Annotated in this window: 15 protein-coding genes; 5 read left to right on the top strand and 10 right to left on the bottom strand. The window is 70.0% G+C overall.

Annotated features, from left to right (window positions below; all coding sequences use genetic code 11):
• Positions 1-122 precede the first annotated feature (122 nt).
• The 4 genes from HUW62_RS21705 to HUW62_RS21690 all read right to left on the bottom strand — a co-directional run bounded on the left by HUW62_RS21705 (position 123) and on the right by HUW62_RS21690 (position 7,641).
• Complete coding sequence (locus tag HUW62_RS21705) at positions 123-1,421, bottom strand: sigma-54-dependent Fis family transcriptional regulator (RefSeq protein WP_163867764.1); 1,299 nt, start codon at positions 1,419-1,421, stop codon at positions 123-125.
• Between the two features lie 36 nt (positions 1,422-1,457).
• Positions 1,458-2,756: an FAD/NAD(P)-binding oxidoreductase gene (locus HUW62_RS21700; RefSeq protein WP_275902396.1), complete on the bottom strand. Its 1,299-nt coding sequence runs from the start codon at positions 2,754-2,756 to the stop codon at positions 1,458-1,460.
• A 212-nt stretch (positions 2,757-2,968) separates the two neighbouring features.
• Positions 2,969-5,695: an AsmA family protein gene (locus HUW62_RS21695; protein ID WP_176435496.1), complete on the bottom strand. Its 2,727-nt coding sequence runs from the start codon at positions 5,693-5,695 to the stop codon at positions 2,969-2,971.
• Between the two features lie 350 nt (positions 5,696-6,045).
• The gene (locus HUW62_RS21690) at positions 6,046-7,641 is read right to left on the bottom strand and encodes a hypothetical protein (RefSeq protein ID WP_163867762.1); all 1,596 of its coding nucleotides are present in this window, start codon (positions 7,639-7,641) and stop codon (positions 6,046-6,048) included.
• 333 nt (positions 7,642-7,974) lie between these two features.
• Between HUW62_RS21690 and HUW62_RS21685 the strand changes: the two genes are divergently transcribed.
• The gene (locus tag HUW62_RS21685) at positions 7,975-9,663 is read left to right on the top strand and encodes a DUF885 domain-containing protein (RefSeq protein WP_240356632.1); all 1,689 of its coding nucleotides are present in this window, start codon (positions 7,975-7,977) and stop codon (positions 9,661-9,663) included.
• A gap of 11 nt (positions 9,664-9,674) precedes the next feature.
• On the opposite strand, the gene HUW62_RS21680 is transcribed toward HUW62_RS21685, so the two are convergent.
• Positions 9,675-10,133, bottom strand: coding sequence for a fibril protein (locus HUW62_RS21680; RefSeq protein WP_240356630.1), 459 nt, complete (start codon positions 10,131-10,133; stop codon positions 9,675-9,677).
• 286 nt (positions 10,134-10,419) lie between these two features.
• Here HUW62_RS21680 and HUW62_RS21675 point away from each other — a divergent pair, with 286 nt between their 5' ends.
• Positions 10,420-10,902, top strand: coding sequence for a hypothetical protein (locus tag HUW62_RS21675; RefSeq protein ID WP_176435495.1), 483 nt, complete (start codon positions 10,420-10,422; stop codon positions 10,900-10,902).
• Positions 10,903-10,914: 12 nt separating this feature from the next.
• Here HUW62_RS21675 and HUW62_RS21670 read toward each other — a convergent pair whose 3' ends face one another.
• From HUW62_RS21670 to HUW62_RS21655, 4 genes are all read right to left on the bottom strand, one after another.
• A complete protein-coding gene (locus HUW62_RS21670; protein ID WP_176435494.1) occupies positions 10,915-13,491 on the bottom strand; it encodes a DUF5916 domain-containing protein in 2,577 nt (858 codons plus the stop codon).
• A 93-nt stretch (positions 13,492-13,584) separates the two neighbouring features.
• Complete coding sequence (locus HUW62_RS21665; protein ID WP_176435493.1) at positions 13,585-14,745, bottom strand: 4-hydroxy-3-methylbut-2-enyl diphosphate reductase; 1,161 nt, start codon at positions 14,743-14,745, stop codon at positions 13,585-13,587.
• A 159-nt stretch (positions 14,746-14,904) separates the two neighbouring features.
• Positions 14,905-16,953 (bottom strand): M56 family metallopeptidase, encoded by a 2,049-nt coding sequence (locus HUW62_RS21660; RefSeq protein ID WP_176435492.1) that lies wholly within the window; start codon positions 16,951-16,953, stop codon positions 14,905-14,907.
• Positions 16,950-17,348 (bottom strand): BlaI/MecI/CopY family transcriptional regulator, encoded by a 399-nt coding sequence (locus tag HUW62_RS21655; RefSeq protein ID WP_163867756.1) that lies wholly within the window; start codon positions 17,346-17,348, stop codon positions 16,950-16,952. Before HUW62_RS21655 ends, HUW62_RS21660 begins: the two co-directional genes overlap by 4 nt.
• Before the next feature lie 398 nt (positions 17,349-17,746).
• Between HUW62_RS21655 and HUW62_RS21650 the strand changes: the two genes are divergently transcribed.
• Both HUW62_RS21650 and HUW62_RS21645 read left to right on the top strand, forming a co-directional pair.
• Entirely contained in the window at positions 17,747-18,673 is a 927-nt protein-coding gene (locus tag HUW62_RS21650; RefSeq protein ID WP_163867755.1) for a hypothetical protein, read from the top strand.
• A 62-nt stretch (positions 18,674-18,735) separates the two neighbouring features.
• The gene (locus tag HUW62_RS21645; protein ID WP_163867754.1) at positions 18,736-19,392 is read left to right on the top strand and encodes a hypothetical protein; all 657 of its coding nucleotides are present in this window, start codon (positions 18,736-18,738) and stop codon (positions 19,390-19,392) included.
• A 90-nt stretch (positions 19,393-19,482) separates the two neighbouring features.
• Here the strand turns inward: HUW62_RS21645 and HUW62_RS21640 are convergent, their stop codons facing one another.
• Positions 19,483-20,304 carry a sterol desaturase family protein gene (locus HUW62_RS21640; RefSeq protein ID WP_163867753.1) on the bottom strand — a complete coding sequence of 274 codons (822 nt, stop codon included), beginning with the start codon at positions 20,302-20,304 and terminating at the stop codon, positions 19,483-19,485.
• 254 nt (positions 20,305-20,558) lie between these two features.
• On the opposite strand from HUW62_RS21640, the gene HUW62_RS21635 reads away from it, so the two are divergent.
• A complete protein-coding gene (locus HUW62_RS21635) occupies positions 20,559-20,888 on the top strand; it encodes a hypothetical protein (protein ID WP_255203557.1) in 330 nt (109 codons plus the stop codon).
• The last annotated feature ends 74 nt before the right edge of the window (positions 20,889-20,962 follow it).

Here is a 20,962-nt window from a genome sequence, read left to right as displayed (position 1 = left end):
CTGCCAGCGTCGTGCCAGGATTGCCTTGCCCTGTGAGAACAGGCCCGTTCAGGCCACGAGCCGTTCCCCGGGAAGTACCTGCAACACCCCGGTGAAACAGTTGCCGTGCGAGCGAAACGGATTCACCGCGTGGCTTCGCCCAGGGCGCGCAGGCGGCGCCACAGCGTCACGCGGCTGACGCCGAGCAGGCGCGCGGCCTCGGAGCGGTTGCCTCCGGCTTGGGCCAGGGCCGCGCTGACCTGTTGCGCGTCGAGCGGGCCCGCCTCCCTCGGGGCGCGGGCGACACTGCCGGGAGCCGCGGTCTTCGCTTCCGAGAACTCCGGAGGCAGGTCGGCCTCGCGCAATACCGCGCCCTCGCCGATGACGTAGGCGTACTCCATCACGTTGCGCAGCTCGCGCACGTTGCCGGGCCACGCGTGGGACTCCAGCAGCCGGCGCGCGCCGGGGGCGATTCGCTCCACGCGCCGCGTCCCTCGCTGGTGCAGCTCTCCCAGGAAGCGCAGGGCGAGCGGGAGGATGTCCCCTCGGCGCTCGCGCAGCGTGGGCAGGAAGATGGGCACCACGCGCAGCCGGTACATCAGGTCCGCGCGGAAGCGGCCCGCCTCCACCTCGCGCCGCAGGGCCCGGTGCGTGGCGGCGATGATGCGCACGTCCACCGGCACTGGCGCACGGCCTCCCACGGGGATGACGGTGCGCGTCTCCAGCACGCGCAACATCTTCGCCTGGAGGTCCAGCGGCAGCTCCGCCACTTCGTCCAGGAACAGCGAGCCGCCGTGCGCCAGCCTGAAGTGGCCCGGACTGTCGCGCACCGCGCCGGTGAAGGCGCCGCGCACGTGGCCGAACAGCTCGCTCTCCAGGAGGTTCGGAGGCAGCGCGGCGCAGTTGATGGCGCGCAACGGCCCCTTGCCGCGCGTGGACAGCGCATGCAGCGCGTGGGCGATGTGCTCCTTGCCCGTGCCCGACTCGCCGCGCACCAGCACGCTCGACTCCGTGCGCGCCACCTTCTCGACGATGCGGAAGACCCGCCGCAGCTCGGCGTCCTGGGTCCACAGGCCATGGAAGACCTCGGCGCCCTCGGTGCTTTTCGCGGGGGACTCTCGTGTCACGGTGAGCGCCCAGCCCTCCTTCTCCAGCGCCACCGCGCGCACGCGCACCGCATGCGAGTCGGCGCCCACGCGCAGCCGCGCCGTCGTCTCGCGGCCCGTCGTGAGCACGGCCTCCAGGCGCTCGGCGCCGCCCTGGGGCACGAGCACCTCCGAGAGCGGAGTCCCTTCTCGCACGGAGGCGTCGAGCTGCTCTTCGAGCGCGGGCGTCAGGCCCACCACGCGACGGCTCGCATCCACGAGCAGCACGGCGCCCGCGAGCGCATCGAGCGCGGACAGGGCGAGCTGGGACGAGCGTGGCGGACGGGACGTGGGCATTCGTCAGGGCATAGCCCGGAGCGCGGCGGCTCGCACTCAGGCCCGTCCGCGCATCATCCAGTTCCAGTAGAGCTGGGGCAGGCCGTACTTCTTCATCAGCCACATGTCCCGCCGCTCCTTGAGCGTGTCGATGAGGGGGAAGCTGGGCGCGGGCATGCCGTCGTAGTCGAACTCGGCGAGCAGCAGCTTGCCGTAGCCCGTGGTGAGCGGGCAGGACGCGTAGCCGTCATACCGCGCGGTGGGGGCGCGGCCGGCCATGACGGCGCGGAGGTTCTCCACCAACACCGGCGCCTGCTTGCGGATGGCCGCGCCCGTGCGGCTGGTGGGCAGGTCGGAGGCGTCTCCGAGCGCGAAGACGTCAGGGAAGCTCGGGTGCTGGAGCGTGTACTTGTCCGCGCGCACCCAGCCGACACACGCGCCCTCGCGCGAGGACAACGGACTGTTCTTGATGAAGTCCGGGGCACTCTGGGGCGGGGTGACGTGCAGCACGTCGTAGCGCAGGGTGACGCGCGTCTTCCGTCCGTCGCGAGTCGCCTCGAACGTGGCCTCGCGAAGTGCTCCGTCCACGGCCACCAGGCTGTGCTCGAAGTGCGTCTGGATGCCGTAGCGCTTCACCACGTCTTCGAGCACCCGGGCATAGGGCTGAACGCCGAAGAGGGCCTTGGCGCCAGAGCCGAACACGACTTCCGAGCGCTCCATCACCCCCGTGCGGCGGAAGTGGTCGGCGGCCAGGTACATGATTTTCTGCGGCGCGCCCGCGCACTTCACCGGCGTGGCGGGCTGGGTGAAGAGGGCGGTGCCACCCTGGAAGCGCTGGAGCATCCGCCACGTCTTGGGGGCGAGCTTCACGTCGTAGTTGCTGCTGACGTGCTCGGTCTCCAGCGCGTCGCGCAGGCCGGCCACCTTGTCCCAGTCCAACTGGATGCCGGGCGCGACGACGAGGAAGTCGTAGCCCACGCGCAGCCCGCCCCGGGTGCGGACCTCGCGACGCAGGGGGTCCACCTCCTCCGCGGCGTCCTTCAGCCACTTCACGCCCCGGGGGATGAGGCTGGCCTCGTCGCGCACGGTGTCCTCGACGCGCGCCTCACCCGCGCCGACGAGCGTCCAGAGCGGCTGGTAGTAGTGGTGCTCGGAGGGCTCCAGAATCGCGACGTCCTCCTGGCCCAGTCGAGCCAGGCGCGCCGCCACGCAGATGCCGGCCGTGCCTCCTCCGATGATGAGGACCCGGTGGTGCTCGCTCGCGGGCGCCACGTGGGGCATGGGCGTCACCGCCGGGGCCGTGCGGCCGGGGTCCTCGCTCGGGGGCATCTCGCGCTCGCTTCCTGTCTTTGTCATGGGACGTCGACAGGGGGCCTTAAGCAGGGCGCGTGCCACCATCGTCCCCGAGGGCGATGTGTATGTCGCCCGGGGACGTGGGGTGTTTCACGGTGTTTCAGCGCGTTTCAACTTCGGAAACACCTGAACGGAGCGCGCACGGCGCAGGGAAGGCCGTGCACCGTCGGGGGGACGCGAGCCAGGAAATCTCCCTGGCCCGCACGCCCGTGTGACTACTTGCCGAAGATGCCGCGCAGGCGCTTCTTCGCCTCTTCCTCGGCGCGCTTCTTCGCCTCGGCCTCCAGCCGCGCCTTCTCCTCGGCGGCCTTGACCTCCAGCTCCTTGCGCTTGGCCTCGGCGTCGGCGCGCAGCTTCTCCTCGCCGCCTTCGATGATCTGCTGCACCTGCTCGCCGCGCTTGCCGCCGATGAGGTTGCCCGCGAGCGATGAGGCCGCCAGCTTCGCGAGCGTCGTCACCGCCGGCTTCACGTCCACGCCCGTGACTTCGGGCTTCCACGCCGGGCCCGTCAGCTTCAGGCCCACGGGGATGTCGCCCGGCGGCGTCACCTTGCCCAACGTCAGCGTCTTCACCGTGGACGGCGTCAGCGCCACCGAGCCGATGAGGTCCAGCGTGCCGTCCAGCTTGATGCCACCGTCGAAGCTCATCGCCGCTTCCGGCCGCGTCCAGGTGATGGGCTTGGAGAGCTGCGCGACGCCGTTCTTGATTTGCACGCCGAAGGGCAGGTTCTCACTCAGCGACGTCACCTCGCCGCTCTTGAGCGCCTTGGAGGCGAAGGGCAGCGCCTTGGCGAGCGGCTCGGAGACGGACGCCACCAGGTCCTTGCCCAGGAGCGTGCCGCCCAGGATGTTGCCGCTGATGCCGCCCAGCAGCGTCTCCTTGAGCTTCTCCGGCGTGTAGCCGATGCCCTTCACGTCCACGTTTCCGTTGAACGTGCCCGTCATCACCTTCCGCGGCGTGGCCTGGGCAATGGCCTGTGCCATCTCCACGCCGTCCACCTTCACCTTCGCCTCGAAGGGGCGCTGCGCGGCGGCGGGGCCCAGGCGAATCGTCGTCCCGTCCGCGGCCACCTTGCCGCCGAAGACGCCCGAGGAGAACTTCTCCACGCTGATGAGGTCGTCCGTCATCTTCACGACGCCCGTCACGTTGGACAGGTCCATCTCGGCGTAGCGCAGCGCGCCCACCGCGAAGCGGATGTCACCCCGGTAGCCGTTGAAGCGCGCCGGGTCCTCGGGAGGCAGCTCCGCCGACTCCGGCGCCGGCGCGGGCACGGTGCCGCCGTTGCGCGCCGCCAGCTCCTTCTCGTCGAACAACAGCGCGTCCGCGTCCAGCTTGTTGGCCTTCACGTCCGCGGAGAACGTCGTCGTCTGCTTCTTGCCCACGCCCGCGAGCGCGAACGCCGCGCTGCCCGTCACCGTGTCCTCCAGGACGTGCGCGGTCATCTTGGGCACCTCCACCTTCATGCCCACGCCGCCCTTGCCGGGCGCATAGGTGCCGGCGACGGCGAAATCCATCCGCTGGCCGGGCGACTTGTCCACCAGCAGGCCGGGCCGCAGGTCCACGCCGGACAGGTCCGCGTTCGCGTCGAACTTCAGCGCCCCGCCGCTGGCCGCCGCGCCCGTCACGCGCGCGGTGAGCTTCATGGCGCCACCCGCGCTCTTCACGAGCTGCGCGGGCACACGCAGGCGCACCGGCGTCAGGTCCACGTCCACGTTGATGGCCTGCGCGTCCTGCGTGCCGCTGCCGCGCACCTCGAGGCCGATGGGGCCGGCAATCATGCCGTTCAACTGCTTCTTCAGCGGCGGGTAGTACTCGGCGAGCACGGCCGGGTCCAGGTTGCGGCCCACCAGCTCGAAGCCCTGCACCGAAGGCTTGTCCGACAAGAGGCCCTTCACCTGGCCCTTGCCGGTGATGTTCGCGGGGCCCAGGTCCAGCTTCAGCTTGTCGAGCGACAAGTCGCCCGTGGCGATGTCACCCGCGACGTCCGTGTCCAGCACCACGTCCAGCGCCTTGCCACCCTCCGAGCCCGCGAAGCGCAGGCCCAGCGCGGAGATGACGCCGACGAGCCGCGTGGGGCCCGTGCCCCCGGGAACCGCGCCGCCCAGCTCCGCCTTCCAGTCCGCGTCCACCGTGCCGGCCTGGAGGCCCACGTCGGGAGGCAGGAACGGCCCCAGCGGAGACAGGTCGATTTTCTGCGCCTTGAGCGTCACGCTTTCCGGCGTGGGAATCAGCGTGGGCGGCAGCGGCGCGGCGTGCAGCGACAACTGGAGGTTCTGCTTGTCCGCGAGCACCGCCGCGGCCAGGTCCACCACCAGCGGCTTGCCCGCGCGCAAATCCTTCACCTCGATGTCCAAATCCTTCACCGCCAGCTCGCGCGCGGCCTGTCCACCCGAGCGGTCCACGAAGCGGATGGTGCCGTTGGTGAGCGCAGCGCGCTCCACGTGCACGCCGGAGAGGTCCGTGGGCTGCGACTCGTCCTCGGGCTTCTCCTCCTCCGTCTTCGGGCTCTGCTCCTCCAGCCGCTGCAGCAGTCGCTGCACGTTGGTGGTGCCGTCGGCCAGCCGCACCACGTTGACGGTGAGGCCGGACAGCTCGGCGTTCTTCACCTGGATGTCCTTGCCCCGCGAGGACAGGAGCGGCCCGGCCGCGACGCTGATGTCCAGAGACGCCATCTGCGCGAGCGGCAGGTCCTCACCCTCGGCGGCGCCGATGGAGACGTTCTCCACCTCCACGCCCACGGTGGGGAAGAGCTGGGTGGAGATGTCCCCGATTTCAATCGGACGACCCAGCTTCTGCGAATACGTGGCGGCCTGCTCGCGCGCTGTCTTCAACAGGATGGCGTCGAGCCGCCAGAGGACCCCGAGCACGACGACGACGAGGAGCGCGAAGACTCCTCCGAGCACGTAGGGCCAGCGGCGCTTCTTCTTCACGACGTCGGACATCGCTTGGTACCTCCTCCAGCGAGCGGGCCCCGGGACTCGGCCCGGCGCGGGGCCTGGGCAGCGGTGTGACGCTTAGCCCAGCCGGGGCCTTGCCGCACGCGTCAGGCGCGAGAACCTCCTTGCGTGCGGCGGAAACCTCATCGCATCCCGGGACGGGGGCCGGGGCGTGGAAATGCACGGCGCCCCGCTCAAGCGGGGTCGTCCGGCTGTCCCAGGGGCGAGAAACGGAGGCGCCAGCCGGCCCTCTGGCGCCTCCAGCCACTCAACACGCTCGATGTGCGCACGGAGCAGGCGAGAGGGAAGGGGCTTTCTCTCCTCAGGTCGCCTTCAACCCCCGGAAAACGCGCGGGTCAGGGGCCGCTCGGTGAGGGAGCGGCAGGGGTATTCCCGGGTGGGCTCGTGGGTTTCACGGAGGGCTTCACCGCGGGCTCCCACTTCACGGGGCCCACGGGCACGGTCTGCTCGGGCTTGAGGTCGGCCCACTCGGGGGCGGCATGCGTGTAGCGCAGCGCTCCGCCCCGCGTGTCGATGGCCAGGGGCGCTTCGGTGACGGGACCCAGCACCTGGGCGGTGCCCAGGTCCATCAGCCATCCCATGTAGAGCACTCGCTCTCCCGCCCTCTCCTGGAAGTCTCCACCGACCTCGCCGACCAGACGCTTCTCGCCGGTGTCCGCGCTCCACAGCCACAGTCGAGGCTTCGCGCCGTCTCCCGTGGGGTCCTCCCGCAGCAGCGCATGGGCACCCTGGGCATGGACCCAGGTGCTGGCGGGGATGGGAGGAGGCACGAGCGTGTGGCGCTCCATGTCCAGGAGGAAGACGGCGTAGGTGCGCTCGGTGTCCTTGCTGGTCAGGACGAAGGTGGGCAGCAGTCGAGGACGCTCTTCGTTGGAGGACCTCCTCACCGGTGTGTACGGAGACACCTCGCGCTCCAGGGACAGGTGCAGCTCGGGGCCGTGCAGCTCCAGCGTCGTCCCCAACGGGTCCCTCGTCTTGCAGCCGACGATGAGCAGCCGACGCGGCTCGTCCACGGCGTACAGCCGGGCCCGACAGCTCTCGGGCACCCATGTCTCTTGTTTCCCCTGCGCGTCCTCGAAGGCGATGGCGCCATACGGCAGGGTGCGAAGCAGGCCGTCACCCAGCGGCTGGAGGATGTCCCGGCCCTCGACGAGCGTGCCGCCGTCCACGCGCAGGAAGCGGCGCACGGGACTGTCTCCCTTCCAGTCGCCATGGGAGGCGGAGCTGACAGGGCCCCGGCACCGCGCCGGCGCGAGGGACGTCTGTTGATGAGGCCAGGTCAGCGTGCCGTCCTCGTCGGTGTCCTGTGCCACCACGTCGAAGACGGCCCAGAGTCCGTTCTCATGCAGCCTCGCCTGGCCGAGCAACCCCGGGCCCGCGTCCAGCACGCGCTCCTCGCCACGCGTGACGTCCCGCAGCACCGCGACCTTCTTTCCGGCCTCGGTCTTCAGATAGAGCAGGCGCTGGCCGTCGCGCGAGAAGCTGGCGCGCACGGGTGGCTGGGACGCGTTCGTGCCCACGTCGTCGGCGGTCCAGGGCGCGAGCACCTGCTCCGTGTCCGTCACGGTGTCGAGGAGTCGGAGCGCGCCCTCGCGCACCAGGACCAGGTGTCGTGCCAGGGAGTCCACCGCGAGCACGTCGTCGATGGGGATGCCCGCTCCGGGCTCCCGGAAGAGATACAGCCGCGCCTCGTCACCGCCGAGATTTCCGTGGGCGCCCACCTTGACCGCGATGGTTCCATCCTGGTTGGTGTCCGCGCGCGCCTGACACGCGAGCAGCCAACGACCATCGGGCGCGGCGGCCTGGAGGAGGAAGGGGTGCGGAGTTCCATACTCCGCTGGAGGAGGAGGCGTGCTCGGGAGGTGTTCACGCGAGGCACACGCACTGGACAGCCACACCAGGGACCACAGGACACAGGCGCGCGGAGTCATGTCCCCGAGCCTGCGTCACGTCGTCACAGGGGAGCAAGCAGGCGTTGCGCGCGCGTCGTGAGCGTCCGACTCAGGACGGACCCGGGGGCGTGTGCGCGCAACGGTGAGTCAGCACACGTCAAGGGGGACCTCTGGGGCGACCCGACGGGTTGAGCGCACGACGGCGTCTTGCGAGCGCGCTTGTTTCCGCCTACCCCTTACCCACACGAGTGCCGAGACTTCGGCCCGTCATCCTTGAAGAGAGCCCTCATGCGCATTCGTGTCGCAGTCATTTTGCTGGCCAGTCTCTCCGCGTGCGCGTCGCGCTCGAAGGACGGGACGGAGTCGTCCTCCTTGCCTTCTCCCTCTCGCGCCGCCACCGCCTCCTATTCGCACTTCATTCGCGAGTACCTGGATTGGTTCTCCGCGGCCAACCCCGTGCGCGCGACGCGACTGGGCTTCCATGCGCATGACGCGCGCCTGCAGGACGTCTCGCAAGAGGCGCTGCGGCGCAAGGCCGAGGCGCTGCACGGCTGGCTCACGCGACTGGAGCAGGTGAACTGCTCCGCGCTCACCGGCGACGAGGCCATCGACGGCGTGGTGCTGCAGAACGCCATCCGCGCGGAGTTGTTCGAACTGGAGGAGGAGCGCATCTGGGAGAAGAGCCCCGGCGCCTACGTGGGCCTGGTCTCCGGCGGCCTGTCCACGCTGTCCTCGCGCGACTTCGCGCCGCTAGGCGAGCGGATGAGGGACATGCGCGCGCGCATGGCGCGCATCCCAGACGTGCTGGAGGCGGCGAAGACGAACCTCAAGGGCGTGCCCCGGTTGTGGGCGGAGCAGGCCATCCGCGACGCGCGCGGCACGCAGGTGTACCTGCGCGTGGACCTGCCGCGGGCCCTGGAGGCGCAAGGCCTGGACAAGGTGCCGCCCGCGGAGCGAGAGGCCTTCCACGCCGCGCGCGCGGACGCCCTGCGGCAGATGGAGGGCTTCACCGAGTGGCTGGAGGAGGAGCTGCTGCCCCAGGCGAACGGCGACTTCCGCCTGGGTCGCGCGCTGTTCGAGAAGAAGCTGGCGCTGGAGGAGCACATCACGCTGAACGCGGACCAACTGCGCGACATCAACGAGCGCGCCATCCGTGAGTACAAGGCCTGGGTCGCGCGCGAGACGGCGAAGGTGGACCCGACGAAGACGCCCGAGCAGGTGATGGCGGCCCTGGTGAAGGACCACCCCACCTCCGAGGAGCTGATTCCCCTGGCGCGCACCCAACTGGTGGAGTTGCAGCGCTTCGTGCGCGAGAAGGACATCCTGACCCTGCCCTCGGACGCGCTGCCGTCCGTGCGCGAGACGCCGCCGTACGAGCGGCTGGGCTTCGCGTCCATGGACACGCCGGGCCCCTTCGAGAGCAAGGCGAAGGAGGCGTACTACAACATCACCAACGTGGAGTCGGAGTGGTCCACGGACGAGAAGGCGCAGCACCTGACGTACTTCAACCGCGCGGGCCTGTTGGGCATCACCGTGCATGAGGCCATGCCGGGCCACTTCGTCCAACTGCTCTACGGCTCCAAGATTCCCACCGACGTGCGCAAGGTCTTCACCCCCGCCTCCGTGGTGGAGGGCTGGGCCCACTACGCCGAGCAGATGATGGTGGACGAGGGCCTGGGCCAGGGTGACCCGTCGGTGCGCTTGGGCCAGTTGCGGCGCGCGCTCCAGCGGCACGCGCGGTGGTATGCGGCGCTGGCGCTGCACGTCTACAACGAGCCGGTGGACGCGGTGGCGAAGCGCTACGCGGAGATTGCGTACTTCGAGCCCTTCCCCGCGATGCGCGAGGTGGAGCGCGGCACGTCCAACCCCACGTACCTGTACTACGCGGCGGGGCGCATGCAGATTCTGAAGCTGCGCGAGGACTACCGGAAGCACCTGGAGGCGAGCGGGAAGAAGTTCGTCCTGAAGGACTTCCACGACCGCTTCCTGCAGCTCGGCCTTCCGGTGTCGCTCGCGCGCAAGGTGCTCATCCCCAACGACGAGTCACCGTCGCTGGAGTGAGCGTAGGGCGGCTACAGCTCGATGACGTCCGACGGAGTCGTCGGCGTCTCGCGCGCGGTGAGGCCCTCAATCGTGAAGCCCTGGGGCGCGCGGATGGCGGCCCCGTGGTTCGGGTCGATGTACAGCCGCACCGGGTCCATCAGTCCCTCGTAGCCGACCTCGAACACCTCCAGCCCCGCGTACTCGAGCGACGGCGTGGGGCCGGTGTCGCAACACGGGCCCAGCCGCTTCCAGGCGACGCGCTGGCCCTGGGGGCCGCGCAACAGCTCGAAGAAGGCCATGACGCCCGGGTTGCCCCAACCCACGCGCACGGGGTCCTCCGCGCGGTAGCCGTAGGTGCTCCCGTCCTCCGTGACGCTCGCGACAGCGGGAGCCTCCTCGCGAGGGGCCCGCACCACGGCCGGGTTCGACGACGCACACGCCGACAGTGTCAGCAGCAGCCCGAGACAGGCGATTCGAAGCGAAACCATTGCACCCTCCTCCTCCACGCCACCCGGGGCGAAACTGGGGCCGGCCTTTCGCGCGTGCACGAACTCGCCCGCCGGAGTCGTTCGACAGCTGACGCTCCCAAGCCCTGGCGGCGGGCCCCCGCTTGCCCGTGCCTCTGAGACGGCCGTGCACCTGACTTTCCAGAACCCGGCACTTGGCCCTCGGGCCCCGAGGAATGCCGTCCTGGAAGGCCCCTGGTTTTCCACCCGGGGACACCGTTCCCCGGCGCGAATTGACTCCCGGGGACGGCGAGCCGAGCGTGGGTGCGTGCGCCCGCTCTCACGTCCAGCTCGCGGTGGTTCGCAGGGCGCCGCGGTGTCTGGCCGCCGCGCCCTGGCGTGGGGACTGCTGGCGCTGACAGTGGCGTGTCCGCACCGCAGGGAGGAGTCGTGTGCCTCCGTGCAGGCCCTGGTGCTGGAGGAGCTGCGCGTGACGGATGGCTTCCGGGACAGCCAGCATGACGCGCACTCGCTGGCGTTGAACGCGAGTCAGCTCGAGGAGCTGTCCTCGCGACTGAAGGCCCTGCGCGTCAGTGACGCCGCGCTGCGCGAGGCCGTGCGGCGCTACGGCGCGGACCTGGACCTGCTCGCGCGGTCGCATGCGCACATCGCCCGGGTGCGAGCGCGCCCGGAGCAGGACGTCGCCGCGATGGACGATGGACAGGTGGGGCCCGGCGTCACGCTGGCCACCTACGAGGACTCGGTGAACGAGGCGCGCTCCGCCATCTCCCGCCTCTGCTCCAGGCCGTGAGGCCCCGTCACCTCACGTGCCCCAGTAGTAGCTCCACTTGAGCATCACCGCGTCGTTGGCGGCTCCGGCCAGGAGGCGCCGTGGACGCAGCGTCGCGAAGGGCCGCTCTCCCTCCGGCTCCGGCAGGCCCTGCTGCGAGCGCGAGTAGACGACGAAGAGCGTGGAGCCGAGCTGGTACTCCCACCGCGCCACGACATTCACGTTCAGCGCGGTGTCGTAGAAGCTGCTGTCGTCCGCGTGCTCGATGGGGGTCAGCGAGTCGAGCCGGATGCGCGACCGCCGCGCGTCGGACGTCGCCGTGAAGAAGGGCCCGTAGGTGCCGTGCGCGGTGAAGAGCTGCGCGTAGCCCTGCAAGGTGAGTCGGGGCGTCAGCACCCACTGCTGGCGCAGCGTGAGCGACAGGTATTGCGAGTCCAGCGCGCCCAGCAGGAAGCCGCCGTCGGCCCGCGTCTCCACGTAACGAGGCCCGTGGTCCGTCTTGTCGTTGCCCACGGAGAGCTCCGTCTGGAGCGAGGGGTGCGGCCGCATCGACAGGGTGACCTCCCCGCCCCAGTCCCAGGCCGGAGCGCTCGGTCCGCCCCGGAAGCGGTGGCCCACCGACGCGTAGGCCTCCACCGAGACAGGGCGGTTGGGGTTCGTCTCGGCGCTGGCTGCCATGAACATGCGGTCCGGCCGCTCCAGGGGAATCCCCGTCCTCGCCAGCTCCCGCACGTCGAAGCTGTTGAGGTCCAACCCCGTCTCCACGCTCACCGTGTCGAAGCTGGGCAGGGTGGCGCTCGCGTAGAGGTTGAACCAGGTGACCCGGTGCTCGCTCCGCTCATCCGCCGTCCACTTTCCGCCGACGTGGGCATTGGCGAAGAACGCCTTGAACGGGCCCAGTCCATTGGGCTTCGCGAGGCGCAGCGTGGCCCTGGGGGCCACTTCGTTCTGCGAGCGCTGGAAGCCCGTGGCCACCAGCGACAGCTTCGGCGTGGCGATATCCACGCCGACCTCCGGACGCAAACCCTCGCCACCGAAGCGGCCCGCGCGCAGGTAGCCGCCCGCGCCCGAGTCCCCGCCTCGCAGCAGCGTGCCATCCGCGAGCACGCGCTCCGGTGGGCCGCCGTCCACGCGCGACGCCACCATCATCCCGTACACGCCCCAGGTGCTGTCCGCCGTCTTCAGGTCGAAGTCGAGCGCGCCCGTGAGCCCTCCGTGTCCCCGACACGACGCCGGTTGCTGAGCGCCTTCCAGGGCCGCGTCCTCGGCGGTGCAGGTGCCCGACAGCGGGTTGGCCATGGCCACCGCGCCGCCCACGCGCGAGCCCGCGCCCACCTTCCCGCGCGCCACCGCCACCAGGTAGTGCGTCGTCGCGGAGGGCTCGTCCGGCAGCTCCAGCCCCGCGCCCAGGTGCAGCGGCCTGCGCCAGTCGAAGCGCAGGCTCCGGTCCGGGCTCGCCTCGTCGCGCGCCTGCCAGGGGCCGGTGACGAGCGCGTCCAGTATGCCCACCTGCACGCCGCCCACCGAGCCCGTCACCTTCGCCGCGCCGAGCAGCGGCGTGTCCAGGCCGATGCGCCGCGAGTAGAAGAGCGCCAGCGGCGCGTCACCCACGCCCATGCCCACCGGTTGGAACAGCTCCATGCCCTGCGTGAAGAAGGGGCGGCGCTCCGGGAAGTACGCCTCGAACGTGCTCAGGTTGAGCAGCAGTTCGTCCGCCTCCACCTCGCCGAAGTCCGGGTTGAACGTCGCCGCCAGCAGCAGCTCGCTGGTGAGCGATGCGCGCACGTCCAGGCCCACGTCCATGGATGGGCTGAGCAGGCGCGGCGCCGGCCGTGACGCGTTCGAGAACTGGGGCCGCGCCAGGCCCCGCGCCGCCAGGTACGGCATCAACTCCCACCGCCCGCGAGGTTGGAGGTTCTCCATGCCCGTCAGGTGGCCCAGCCGCGACACGTTGGCGTTGTGGTTGCGCGGGTTGTCCACCGACTCCAGCTCCTCGTTCTTGCGCGCGATGTCGCGACGCACCGAGAAGCCCCACGTCTGCACCGGCGCCTCCGGGAAGCGCAGCAGCGAGAGGGGAATGGCGAACTCCGCCACCCAGCCGTCCTTCACGTCGCCCGCGGCCCCGGCCCAGATGCCGCTCCAGTCCTCCGTGTAGTAGCGGTCGTCGTAGAACAGCCCGTCGCTCTGCACGCCGCCGGCGGTGACGGAGAAGCTGTACGCGGTGCGATGGTCATGCGTCGGGTCGATGAGGACATGAATCGTGTCCGAGTACGGCGCGCTGTCCCGCCGCCCCAGCCGCCGGTCGATGCGCGAAGGCTCCGAGTCGCGCGCCACCACGCCCACGTACAACATGTCCTCGTCGTAGAGCACTCGCAGCTCCGTCTTCTCCGACGGTGCCCGGCCCGCCGCCGGATAGCGCTCCACGAAGCCGTCGAACACGGGCGCGCGCGCCCAGTCATCCTCGTCCAGCCTCCCGTCCACCTGGAGCGAGCCCGTGGCCCGCGCCGCCTGAAGGAACTGCTCCTTCCCTGGCCCCTCCACCGCCGCGCCCGCCGCCAGACTCCACAGCGACACCATGAGCGCGATGGCCCCTCTGACACCGAATGACATGTCCCTCTTCCCTGGTGCCCCGCGAAGCGGGGACACCGGGCTCCCTCGGTAAAGAACGTGAGTGGACGGCGCTTCCTGAATGACCCTGGAGTGCTACTTGCCGCCCTTGCCGCCACGCGACATGGAACGCATGAACGTCTCGTCGATTCCGTGGATGCGCAGGCGCACCAGCTCCTCCGGAGTGATGTTCTTGTAGCCCGCGTCGCGCAGCTTCTTCACGAACTCGGGCGTCACGCCGTGGATGCGGAAGGAGACCAGTTCTTCCTGCGTGATTTCCTTGAAGCCCAGCTCTCGCATCTCCTTCACGAAGGGCGTGGTGACTCCGTGGATGCGCATGGCGACGAAGTCGTCCGAGTCCAAATCCTTGAAGCCCAGCTCCCGCATCTCCTTCACGAAGGCCGTGCTGACGCCGTGGATGCGCATGGCGACCAGCTCGTCCGCGTCCAGGTCCTTGAAGCCCAGGCCGCTCATCTCCTTGGCGAACGCGGTGGTGATGCCATGGATGCGGAAGGCGACGATTTTCTCGGCGTCCAGGCCGCGGTAGCCCATGGCGTTCACCTCGCGGATGTACTCGGGGGTGACGCCGTGGATGGACATGGCGAGCAGGTCCTCCCAGGACAGCTTGGGGAAGCCGGCGACGGCCAGGTCCTTGGCGCGCTGGGCCGTGACGCCGTGGATGCGGCCCGCCACCAACTGCTCGATGGACAGCTTCTCGTAGCCCAGCTTCGCCAGCTCGCGGACGTACTCGGGGGACACGTCGAAGATGCCCACCGTGAGCAGCTGCTCGCGCGGGATGTTCTTGTAGCCGAGCGCAGCCAGCTCCTTCACCCGCTGGGTGGTGACGTTGGTCGCCGCGAACTGGAACTGTTCGTAACTTGTGAGGTTCGTGTAGCCGAGCGCCGCCATGGCCTTCGCGTAGGCCTCGCTGGGCGCGAAGCGGTAGTGGCCCGCGCCGTCACCGCCCTGGAAGGTGCCGGTGAAGGTGAGGACGCCCGCCTCGCGGGTGAGGGTGAAGGTGGACGGGCCGTCCGCGGTGGACAGGCCCTGGAAGGAGGCGCGGGGCTCGGTGAAGCCCATCTGCCCCTGGCCGCCCTCTTCCTTGTCGGGGTGGATGAGGTTGATGTGGAAGCTGTCGGGGGACGACTTCTCGCGGGCGGTGGACGTCCAGGTGCCGCGCAGCTCGTTCGCGGCGGAGGCGGTGGTGGCCACGAGCAACAGGACACAGCAGGTCAACAGCGACGGCAGGCGACGCATGGAGAGGCTCCTTCGATTCTGGATGGACCCCTCCCGTCCGACGCGCCTGTGTGGACGCGTCAGCGGGGAAGGGCGTGAGAGGGATGGGGTGTCACGGGGCCGGGGAGCGAGCGCTGCTCCCCGGGCCACTCGGTGACGGGTGTTACGGTGTGGCGGGTGTTACTTGGAGTCGCGCAGCCGCCGGATGAACTCGGCGTCCACGCCGCCGGAGCGCAGGCGCACCAGCTCATCGGCGGAGAGGTTCTTCAGGCCCGCGGCGTTCAGCTCGCGCAGGAACTCCGGGGTGACGCCCAGCGCGCGCAGCTCGGTCAGCTGGTCCGGGTCCTTCGACTCCACGCCGGCCGCGCGCATCTGCTCCAGCCACGACGGCGTGACACCCACCGCGCGCAGCTCCTGGAGGTCATCCGCGGCGAGCTTGGACAGGCCGAACTTGCCCAGCGCGCCGATGTACTCCGGGTCCACGCCCACCGCGCGCAGCTCGGTGATGTCCTCCAGCGACATGCCGGAGTAGCCCGCGGCCTTCAGCCCGCGCACGTAGTCCTCGCTCACTCCCACCGCGCGCGCCTCCACCACGTCGTCCGGGTCCTTCGTTTCGAAGCCCGCGTTCTTGAGCGCGGCGAGGTACTCCTGCGTGACACCCATGGTGCGCAGCTCCACCAGCGTGTCGGCGTCCAGCTTGCGGCCGAAGCTCGCGGTCATCTGCTTCGTGTACTCGGGGGTGACGCCCACGTGGCTCATCTCCACCAGGTTGGCGACGGTGGGCTCGTAGCCCATCGACTCCAGCTCCCGCACCCGCTCCGGCGTGACGCCCGCCGTCTTCAGCGCCACGAGCTGGTCGACGGAGAGCGGCTGCCCCGCGCCCACCCGGGTGCGCTCGTCGACGTCATCATCGTCACGGCCCGAGAACGCCTTCACCTTCACCTTGGGCGCGACGGCCAGCTTGATGGGGACGTTCACCTTGACGTCGACCTTGGGGTTCGGCGCCACGGTGAAGCGGGGCGCGGAGGGCGCGCTCGGCGGCGCGGGAGGCTCCGCCGCGTCGGGAGGCGCGGGGATGGCGACGCCCGGCGGGGCCTTGGACGACGTGTTGGACGCGGGGCTCTGGCCCAGCACCAGCGACGTCAGGGGCGCGGCCACCGCGAGGCTGCTGACGAGCGTGAGCACCGACGCTCCCGCCACCCAGCGGGAGGAGCAGCGCGGCGCGGCGGGGGAGACCAGTCGGCGCACGCGCTCGGGCAGCGAGCCACCGAGGGCGGACATCGCGTGGCTCGACTCCGAGGGCAGCACTCGCAGCGCCTCCAGCGCGGTGAGGGCCCGGGCGTAGGAGACGGAGTTGCCGCTGGCGCTCACCGCCACGTCGTCGCAGCAGTGCTCGCGCTCCACGCGGATGACGTTGGACATCCACCGCACGGCCGGGTGGTAGAAGAAGAGCGTCTCCACCACCACCTGCGCCAGGTTCACCGCGAAGTCATGCCGGCGGATGTGGGCCAGCTCGTGCGCCAGCACCATCTCCAACTGGCGCGTGGGGAGTCCAGAGAGCGTGGACACCGGCAGCAGCACCACCGGCGACAGCCAGCCCACCGTCGAGGGCACGTCCACCTCGGTCGACTGGAGCAGCCGCACCGCGCGCGCCAGGCCCAGTCGTCGCGACAGCGTGTCCAATCGCTCCTGCCACTCACGCGGCGCGGGCAGGGCACGGCGCGCGAGCCGGCGCAGTTGCACCCACTCCGCCGTCAGCCGTCCGGAGCTGAGCCCCACGCCCGCCACCCACGCGAGCACCACCCACCGCAGCAGGCTGTCCAGCGACGCGCGCGCCTGTTCCACCAGCCGCGTCAGCACGCTCGCCGGCTCCAGCCGAGTCCATCCAGACGTCGTGGGCTCGCGCTCGGAGGAGATGACGGCGCTGGGCGTGGCGGCCCACTGGGGCCGGGCCCGGGTCGCGAGGAGCGGCTCCTCATGCACGGCCCGGGTGGCCGCGGCGTGCTCCGCCTGACGCGTGGCGCGCGCTCGAGTCGCGTGCCGCCACCCGGTGGCCGCGGGCAGCACCACGGTCAGCACCAGCGCGCCACAGGCCAGCGCATAACGCGCGTTGGCCGCGCGGCGTCCCACCGTCACCAGCGCCACCGCCAGCCCCAGCGCCACCAGCGCGCCCTGCCAGAGCGAGTGCACCAGCGCCCATCCCAAGGACTCCATCCACAGGCCGCTCATTCGTCCGCTCCTTCCATGGAATCGAGCAGCTGGCGCAACTGGGCCAGCTCCTCCGGGCTCGTCTTGCGCGAGGACAACGCCTGCATGGCCAGCCGCGCCGGAGAGCCGCCGAAGGCGCGCTCCACCAGGTCCGTCACCAGCTGTCGCTGCGTGCGCTGCTCCGTCGCCTGGGCCCGGTACACGTGCGCGCGCTGGGACTCGTCGCGCTCCACCAGGCCCTTGTCCGTCATGATTTGCATCAGCTTCAGCACCGTCGTGTAGCCCGTGGCCTCCGCCGGCTCTCGCCGGTGAAGCGCCTCGTGCACCTCCCGCACCGTGCTGTCACCGCGCTCCCACAACACCCTCAGGATGGCCAGCTCGCCATCCGTGGGGCGCGGCAGCTTCGACTCGCTCATGGCTTCCTCGCGTCCAACATGCACGACTCATCATACGAATGGCTTCGTAGATGTCAACGAAGGTCTTCGTAGATGCGAGGGGTGGGGTGGGATGCGCTCTGGAAGTGCGGGCCAGTTCCCAGTCTGGGAACGCGAGGCCTCACCTTCGTGCCTGCCTGCTCCCGGGCTTTACCCAGGAGGAGAAGAAAACCTCTTTTGGAGAGGGAAGCGCCGTTCCCAGCGGAGGGAAGCCGGGTTCCACGCAAGGTGCCCTGGCGTCCCGCCTGCTCGGCCTGGGGGGAGGTGGGTCCGTCGCGGCGGAGGCGACCTGACAGGTCTCCCGCGTGGCACATGAGGTGAAAAAGGCCCGTCCGACGTGAGCCATACAGGCTCGAGACGATGCAAGGCGGGACAGACAAATGAAGGCGTTGAGCGGTTGGATGGGAGCGGCCTGTGCCGCCGCGGTGGGGTTGGCGGGTGTGGCGGAAGCCCATGATTTGACGTGCTCGAAGTTGGTGAACGGGCAGTCCTCCGTGGAGGCCACGTCGTATCCGTTCACGGCGAACTTCAGCTACCAGGTCAACAACGTCCACCCGACGTTGCCGTCCATCATGCTGACCGCCGCGGATCCGCTGCTGGTGCTGGAGGGCTTCTCCTTCATCCCTCCGCCGCCGGTGGTGATTCCGGTGGGCCAGTCGGTGACGTCCACCTTCGCGCTGACCATCAACAGCTACGACGACTGCCGCACGCTGTCCATCCTCGACGGACTGCCGGACAACAACATCGACAACGTGTTCACCGCGGGGTTCGACCTGGGCTCCTCGCTTTGCACCGCGCGCGTCACCTGTGTGGAGCCGCCGCCGGACGCGTGTGCCAACGCGACGCGCACGCTGGGCTTCTACAAGAACCACATCTCCGCGGTGCAACAGTGCCTGGCCGGTGGCCCCATTCCGCTGGGCAGCATCGGCATCGTCGCCACGTTGCCGGGCGCGGAGGGCATCCTCTGGGGGGACCCCGCGAAGTACCCCATCACCGGCCTGCCGCGCAGCCAACTGGACCGCGTCCGCTTCCTGGCCTCGCGGCAGATGCTGGTGGCCACCTGCAACCAGCGCCTGTTCGGCGGTGTCACCGTGCCACCCAACCTGCTGGCGCTCGTGCTGACCGCGCTGGGCACCGTCAACTGCACCACGCTCGACAACCTCGCCACGCAGTTGGACACGTACAACAACTCCTGTGACTCGGCGCCGTTCCCGACGGGCTTCGACGCGGGGCCCCCGACGCCCCAGGCCGCCCAGGCGCTCGCCATCGACTTCACCATTCCCACGGGCCTCAGCTGCCTGCCGTGAGCCCCCCGTCACATCCCCTTTCCAGACATCGATTCACTGAAAAGCTTTCGAGGAGCCACGTCATGAAGAAGTTGCTGCTGTCCACCCTGGGGGCTTCCGCCCTCGCGCTCGCCGCCTGCAGCGGTGATGACCCCGCCCCGTTCCCCGGTGAGGAAGACCCGGGTGTGGAGACGCCCGTCCCCGGTGATGTGGACCCCGTGCCCCCGCCTGGCGGCGAGGGCCCCGGTCCGACTCCCCCCGGCGGCGAAGGCCCCGGGCCGACGCCTCCAGGAGGGCAGGGCCCCGGCACGCCTTCCACGCAGTCATTCGAGCTGCGGCTGCGAGCCGAGGGCGTGGCGGACTACACCTCGATGAAGGTGCCCGTCTCCGACGTGCTGGTCACCGCCGAGGGCAAGCCCGTGCCCGTGCAGGTGGTGTCCAACATGCTGGAGCTGGCGACGCCGGGCCATTCACCGCTGGCCGCGCGCTTCACCGTGCCGCCCGGTGTGGAGAAGGTCCAAATCACCGTGCACTTCAATGCGCTGGGTGACTTCGCCCGGAATGGCGCGCGGGCGTCGGAGCTGGACGCGCGGGTGGCGCCGGTGACGTTCGAGGCGCGCGTGAGGGACTTGTCCGTGCGTGGCCGCGCGGTGCTCGTGCTGGACATGGCGCGCTCGATGATGACGACGCAGAAGTCCAACTCGATGCAGCTGCTGCCCAACGGCACGGTGAAGTACTAGCCGCGTCCGGTACGTGCGGAGGGCGTCGTCACGGCGCCCTCCGGTGAAGCCTTCTGGCGAGCCGTGTGCGAAGGCTCGCCGTCGCTTCGTCTACGGCTCGCCGCGGGCGGCCGGAGCGTCCTCGGGCTGCGTGCCCTGGCCTTCCTTGCCCTGCCAGAAGCGGCGCGGGTGGTCATCACCGCGCGTGCCATTGGAGAGCTTGTCCACCCACGGGTAGCGCTTGGCCTCCTCGGCGGTGTAGCCCAGGTTGAAGACGGTGGGGCTCTTGGGCTTCTCACCGGCCTTCGAATAGAAGGTCCCGAAGAGGCGGTCCCAGAAGTAGTTGGTGATGCCGTAGTTGCCCTGCTCGTTGTGGTAGTGGTGAGACAGGTGCAGGCGCTTGATTTCCTTCAGGAAGCCCAGCTTCGGCGTGTAGTTCAGGTGCTGGATGCAGTGGCAGAATTCATAGAAGCACGTAATCACCATCGCCCAGCCCAGCGCCGCCGCCGCGCCCGACCTGCCGCCAATCAGATAGCCGATGGGCGCAATCACGCCGCCCACCGTCGGCAGCACGTTGGCCAGCGCGCCGAAGAGCACGCGCAAGTCATTGGGGTCCTGGTGGTGGTCGAAGTGGATGCGCTTCCACGTCGCCGCGGTGAAGGGCGTCTTGTAGAGGAAGCGGCTGTGCAGGATGTTCTTGTGCACCAGGTACCAGCCGAACGGGAACACCACGCTCGCCGCCAGCATGGCCAGCAGCATGCGCCCCGGATTCTCGAACCACTTCACCGCGTAGACGAAGCTGACGATGCCGACGGCGATGTAGGCCACGACGGCGTAGTACGTGAAGAACGAGTAGACGAGGTCTCCCAGCGTCATCCGGTCCAGGTTGTGCTTGCGGTGCTTCAGAAACAGAAAGGGTTGGCTGACCGCCACGGTATCCCTCGCGATTGGACGCTTGCCCGCCCATGCGGCGTCGTTGTGAGTAGCAGGGGCCCGGCACCCTTGCGCCACAATCATCAGGCCCGCTTTTACGTTTTTCTGCGGTGCAAGAGAAGCTCCGCTGCTCCCCTGCCCGCTGACTGGACGCCTGCCCTCCCACCTGGGTGGTGGCCGAGTTGAGCGGCGGACTTCCCCGAGAGGTGCCCACGTCCCACTTTCGACGAGGGGATCAGCGCGTGGAGGCTCCCATGGCGGAAAAGGCAGGGGAAGACAAGTCGCGAGGGAGCAGGGCCCGGGGGCAAGTCGCGGCGGCGACACGGAGCGTGGAGACGGAGGACCGAGGCACCCTCGCCCTACGTCGGACCACCTCGGAGTACCGGGCGTCGGCGGAGGAGCAGGCGGCGCGGGTGCGTGAGGAAATCGAGGCGGCGCTCGTCGTCGCCCGGGACACGCGGGAGGCCATCGAGCGGAGGATCGCCGACGAGCTGCACGCGCCTCCCGGCAGCTTCAGGGCTCGGGCCCAGCCCAAGGCTCCCCGGCGCAAGGTCGCCGCCCGGAAGAAGAAGGCGAGTGCCTGAAGAAGCCTGGGTGCGCGTCTCAGCTTCGCAGGCGCGTGGCCTCGGGCGTGGTGGGGCGCGGGGTGTCCTCGTGC

This window comes from Myxococcus sp. AM011 (genome assembly GCF_013372595.1).
Classification (GTDB): domain Bacteria; phylum Myxococcota; class Myxococcia; order Myxococcales; family Myxococcaceae; genus Myxococcus; species Myxococcus eversor.
This window is presented reverse-complemented; position numbering and strand designations above follow the sequence as displayed.

Coding starts and splice junctions, on each gene's coding strand:
- HUW62_RS21680 (WP_240356630.1), bottom strand. CDS start 10,133: ATGGTTTCGCTTCGAATCGCCTGTCTCGGGCTGCTGCTGACACTGTCG.
- HUW62_RS21660 (WP_176435492.1), bottom strand. CDS start 16,953: ATGAGCGGCCTGTGGATGGAGTCCTTGGGATGGGCGCTGGTGCACTCG.
- HUW62_RS21635 (WP_255203557.1), top strand. CDS start 20,559: ATGGCGGAAAAGGCAGGGGAAGACAAGTCGCGAGGGAGCAGGGCCCGG.
- HUW62_RS21695 (WP_176435496.1), bottom strand. CDS start 5,695: ATGTCCGACGTCGTGAAGAAGAAGCGCCGCTGGCCCTACGTGCTCGGA.
- HUW62_RS21705 (WP_163867764.1), bottom strand. CDS start 1,421: ATGCCCACGTCCCGTCCGCCACGCTCGTCCCAGCTCGCCCTGTCCGCG.
- HUW62_RS21690 (WP_163867762.1), bottom strand. CDS start 7,641: ATGACTCCGCGCGCCTGTGTCCTGTGGTCCCTGGTGTGGCTGTCCAGT.
- HUW62_RS21655 (WP_163867756.1), bottom strand. CDS start 17,348: ATGAGCGAGTCGAAGCTGCCGCGCCCCACGGATGGCGAGCTGGCCATC.
- HUW62_RS21670 (WP_176435494.1), bottom strand. CDS start 13,491: ATGTCATTCGGTGTCAGAGGGGCCATCGCGCTCATGGTGTCGCTGTGG.
- HUW62_RS21645 (WP_163867754.1), top strand. CDS start 18,736: ATGAAGAAGTTGCTGCTGTCCACCCTGGGGGCTTCCGCCCTCGCGCTC.
- HUW62_RS21700 (WP_275902396.1), bottom strand. CDS start 2,756: ATGACAAAGACAGGAAGCGAGCGCGAGATGCCCCCGAGCGAGGACCCC.
- HUW62_RS21665 (WP_176435493.1), bottom strand. CDS start 14,745: ATGCGTCGCCTGCCGTCGCTGTTGACCTGCTGTGTCCTGTTGCTCGTG.
- HUW62_RS21650 (WP_163867755.1), top strand. CDS start 17,747: ATGAAGGCGTTGAGCGGTTGGATGGGAGCGGCCTGTGCCGCCGCGGTG.